Source organism: Glaciihabitans sp. UYNi722 (assembly GCF_040549465.1).
GTDB lineage: Bacteria > Actinomycetota > Actinomycetes > Actinomycetales > Microbacteriaceae > Lacisediminihabitans.
This window is the reverse complement of the sequence record NZ_JBEPTL010000050.1, coordinates 1-4,713: the sequence shown is the minus strand read 5'-3', so window position 1 is coordinate 4,713 and position 4,713 is coordinate 1. Positions and strand designations below refer to the sequence as shown.

The following is a 4,713-nucleotide window of genomic DNA, read 5'->3' as shown; positions in this document are numbered from 1 at the left end:
ACGCCACGGCTACCACACCCCCGCAGAAGTCCTCACCGAGCTACTCTTGAATCCGTCAAATCAAGCCGGTGTTGCGACCACCACCTGAATTCGCCCAAAATTCAAGCACATAGTTTCGACACATAGTTATGAGAATCGCGGATCCGCCGAATTGCGACAATCTAACCCGCCAGTTTGTGCGACCGACGAGACGCCTCGAAACCTTAGGGATACGAGACACTACCTGCACGATCCAACCGATCGGATCAGATATGGTTTCCTCATCTGTTAAGGGGCACCGATGAAGCTATTCCCAGTTGGATCTGAGTGGCGCAAGTGGGACCTGCACGTCCATCTCCCGTCTCCGCGAATGTCCAACAACTTTGAGAGCAGCGCCGGTCAAGTCGATTGGGACCGATTCTGCTCCATCCTCGAGGACTCGGACGTCTCCGCTTTTGGCTTGACGGACTATTTCAATGCCGACAGCTTCTTTACATTCCAGGAGGAGTTCCAGGGAAGGTACCCCGATTCGGAGAAGGCATTCTTTCCGGTCGTTGAGTTGCGTCTGAACGAGGCGGTCAACAAAGCGCGTGAGGACGTTAATTTTCACATCTTGTTTCGACCGGATGAAACAAAGGACCGCATCAACGGCTTTCTTGGCTCGCTCGTAACTGAACTAACCGACCAGCAAGACCGGCACCTAACCTGTCGTGATCTAACGGACAAGACCTTGCTCGAGAGTGCCACAGTGACCCGCAAGGCGATAGAAGAGGCTTACTCCGCGACCTTTGGCAAGTCGCCGCGCACCGATTGGATCATGACGATAGTTCCGTCTAACAACGACGGAATTCGCGCGGACAATGCAAATCAACGAAAGCGTGGTTTGGCGGACCAGATCGACAAGTCCACCGATCTGGTATTTGGCAATGGGACGAACTCGGAATGGTTCCTGCATAAAGACAGATTTGAAACCGGCGGAGGACCGTCTCGCCCTAAACCTGTCGTCACGGGTAGTGACGCACACAACTTTGATGACTTACTCTCGTGGCTCGGCCGATCGGCGCCGTCACCGAAGGAAAAGTCCATTACGTGGATCAAGGCAGATCTCACCTACGAAGGCTTGCGGCAAACCCTTATCGAACCTGGGTCGCCGGTCGCGATCGGTGATGTAAAACCCGACGTAAAGGAGCCTTACCGCTGCATCGAAAAAATCGTCTTTGAAGACGGGAATTTTCCAACGGAAGTTCCGTTCAATCCCAATCTGACTTCCATCATTGGGAGCCGTTCGTCCGGAAAGTCTGCCCTCCTCGCTTACGTGGCTCACGCCGTCGACGCGGAGCACACGCTTGATCAGCAACAAGCCGTCTCGCCGAAATTCAAAAGGTCCGAGCTGGGACCAGCCGCTGGCCATTCGTGGGCGTCAGTTGAGGGCATCAAACGTCACATCGTTTGGAAAAATCATGACGCGACGAATGGTCAGGTCATCTACGTACCTCAGAACTCTCTTTACGAAATTAGTACTCGTCCTGAAGAAATCACCGACAAGATACGACCTGCCTTATTCCGGGCCTACCCCGTTCTGGAACGGCAGTTTCTTGAATTCGAGGGTGCGCGTGAGGCCTCGAGAATCTTCATGTCGACGTCGATCGCCGACGGGTTCACGCACATAAGCGCCGTGCGCCAACACTCAAAAGACCTGGCCCAGTTGGGCGATAAGGCTGCCATCCTGAGCACGGCCCAAAGCATCGCAGACGAGATTGCCGAACTCAGAAAATCCAGTTCTCTAACCGATGCAGAGAACGACACACACACCGCCGTCACTGTAGAACTGGGCGAGGTTGCTGAGCGGCTGGTAGACCTCAACTCGCAAATCGACCTGCTCGATGAGTTCGTGAGCGTTCCAGCTGCGTCGGACACATCGGACTCTCCACAGGTGTTTCCTTCGGAGAAGGTCACGGTCTCAATAGAGACGACACCTGCGGCTCCAACTGTTTCCGAGGAGTTTGGCTCGGCCATCACAGACCTTGTGACGAGGGTCACCGGTGAGCTAACGGAACATCTGGGTCAGCTACTCGTGGTGGAACACGCGAAACTTACTGAAGAGCGGACCACCTTGGTGGCAAGAACCACTGAGCTCACCGCTACGCACGCTCCCCTGTTCGCGAAGATTAGCGAGGTTGCGGCAACGTCCGACCTGGAGAAACGGCAGGCAACCTATCGCCTTACACTCGCCAATATTGAGGTGGAAGGAAAAAATATAGCCCTGAGGCAAGCGGCATCCGAAAAGAGCGCCGAAGAGATCGAACGGAACATATTCTCCCGCGCAGAAAGGTTCAAGGGTCTGCAAGATGCTTTCGATGCAGAAAGTCGGATCCTTGACTCCATGGAGTTCGGGATTGCGTTCGGGACTGCCGTGGAAGATCTCGAATGGCTGGCTCAGGGATTCCATAAGCAAGCCGCGAGTGAGTTCCTCACCGATGACCGTCAATCAGTTGAGGTCGATCACGTGTGGGAAGCCCCGGTTAAGCTGCTCGAGGCTCTCGAGTCGGGTACCCAAAAAATTCGGCAGGGCGAGGAAAGTAAAGAGCTTGCCATCCGCATCCTTACGTTTAGTCCGACAGTGCGATTGACTGCGACTCTTGAAGGTGATCAAGTTGGTGGCTTTGAAACTCCGACGATGACCCCTGGTAAACAGGCGCTCTTTGCTCTCACCCTGATTCTCTCTGAGTCGGATGAGCCCTGGCCCCTGCTCCTAGACCAGCCCGAGGACGACCTGGACAGTCGTTCAATTTACGAGATAATCGTGCCCTATCTGACGAGTAGGAAGAAGGAACGGCAGGTGATCATGGTCAGTCACAATGCCAATTTGGTCGTCGGCGCAGATTCGGAATCGGTCGTCGTAGCAAACCGGCACGGTCAAGATCGGAAGAATCATAACGGGCAGCGCTTCGACTACATGTCAGGCTCCCTTGAACACAGCGAGCCGGCCAAGAGCCACTCACTTATTCTTGCCAGCAGAGGTATCAGCGAACACTCCTGCGAGATTCTCGACGGCGGGTCTGATGCATTCGAAAAACGGAAGAACAAGTACAACATCAAATGGCCTTAAGCCTTCCCGGCTCGAAACTGTGGGTGTGACATAACCGAAATCCGCCACTGATTGTTTCTGCAACAATCGCCATCGGCGCATGAGATTCAGGATCAGTCGCAGTTAAGCCTTTCGCCGTCTGCGGATCCCAGTACAGCATGACAATTACTCGACGCCACCTCGGACGAACTGATATACATCAGCTAGCGCTATCCCTGTGATGAAAGGTCGTGCTCGTGCAAGAAATCATCTGCCCCGGCTGTGGCAAAGCGTTCAAGATTGACGAGGCCGGCTATGCCGACATTCTGAAACAGGTGCATGACCGCGAGTTCGAGCAAGCTCTTCATGAGCGCCTGGAACTAGCCGAAAAACAAAATGTGACGGCGGTCGAGCTCGCGGAAGCCAAACTCTCGGCAGTTCTCGAGAAGGACGCGGCCGCGAAGAACGCAGAAATAGAACGGCTCAAAGAAGAACTGAAATCCCGCGACGTGGCGAAACAGCTCGCTGTCAACGAGGCCGTGAGTGCCCTCGAAAAAGAACGCGACAGTCTCGCACGGGATCTCAGCGAGACAGGCTCTGAACAGAAGGTACTCGAAACACAGCTAGAAGAGGCTCGCAGGGAGAAACAGTCCGCTGTCGAACTTGCGGAAGCCACTCTTACGAACAAACTTCAGGTGGAAGCAGCGCAGAAAGCTGCCGAGATCGAACGGCTCAAAGAGGAACTGAAGTCTCGCGATGTGGCGAAACAGCTTGCTGTGAACGAGGCAGTGAGCGTCATCGAAAAGGAACGAGACAACCTGGCTCGAGATCTCTCTGCCAAGGAGACCGAGCAGAAACTTCTCGAGTCCACGATGAAGGAATCTCATGCGGTCGAAATCAAATCGAAAGACGAGATGATCGCCTACTACAAAGACCTCAAGGCAAAGCTCTCAACGAAACTAGTCGGCGAAACCCTCGAGCAGCACTGCGAAATTCAGTTCAATCAAATTCGCTCCGCCGGTTTCCCGCTAGCCGACTTTGAAAAAGACAATGACGCGCGGACCGGAAGCAAGGGTGACTATATTTTCCGCGAAGCGGACAAGGCAGGCACGGAATTCATATCGATCATGTTCGAAATGAAGAACGAAGGCGACGAAACTGCTACCAAAAAGAAAAACGAAGACTTCTTCAAAGAGCTCGATAAAGACCGGAACGAGAAAGGCTGCGAATACGCAGTTCTCGTCTCACTCCTCGAGCCCGACAGCGAGTTGTACAACGGCGGTATCGTCGACGTCTCCCACCGGTACCCGAAGATGTATGTCGTGCGACCTCAACTGTTCATCCCGATGATTACCTTGCTCCGGAACGCGGCGCTGAACTCCTTGGAGTACAAAACTGAACTCGCCCGAGTCCGCGAACAGAATATCGACATCACTAACTTCGAGAACGAGCTCGACACCTTCCGATCCGGGTTTGCGAGAAACTTCGATCTTGCATCTCGGAAATTCAAAGATGCCATCGCTGACATCGACAAATCGATCGACCGCCTGCAGAAGGTCAAAGAGTCCCTGCTGTTGACGCCGTTCGAAAACAGGGCCAGAAACGCCAATTGAAAATAGGGCCACCAACCATCATGGAAGGTGATCAATATGGACAATTGGGCAGAG

2 protein-coding genes are annotated in these 4,713 nt (G+C 53.7%); both read left to right on the top strand.

The window, feature by feature from the left end; genetic code table 11:
• Positions 1-280 precede the first annotated feature (280 nt).
• On the top strand, positions 281-3,088 hold the full coding sequence (locus tag ABIB56_RS18385) for a TrlF family AAA-like ATPase (RefSeq protein WP_354570675.1): 2,808 nt from the start codon (positions 281-283) through the stop codon (positions 3,086-3,088).
• Positions 3,089-3,303: 215 nt separating this feature from the next.
• Positions 3,304-4,659 (top strand): DUF2130 domain-containing protein, encoded by a 1,356-nt coding sequence (locus ABIB56_RS18380; protein ID WP_354570674.1) that lies wholly within the window; start codon positions 3,304-3,306, stop codon positions 4,657-4,659.
• Positions 4,660-4,713: the final 54 nt, after the last annotated feature.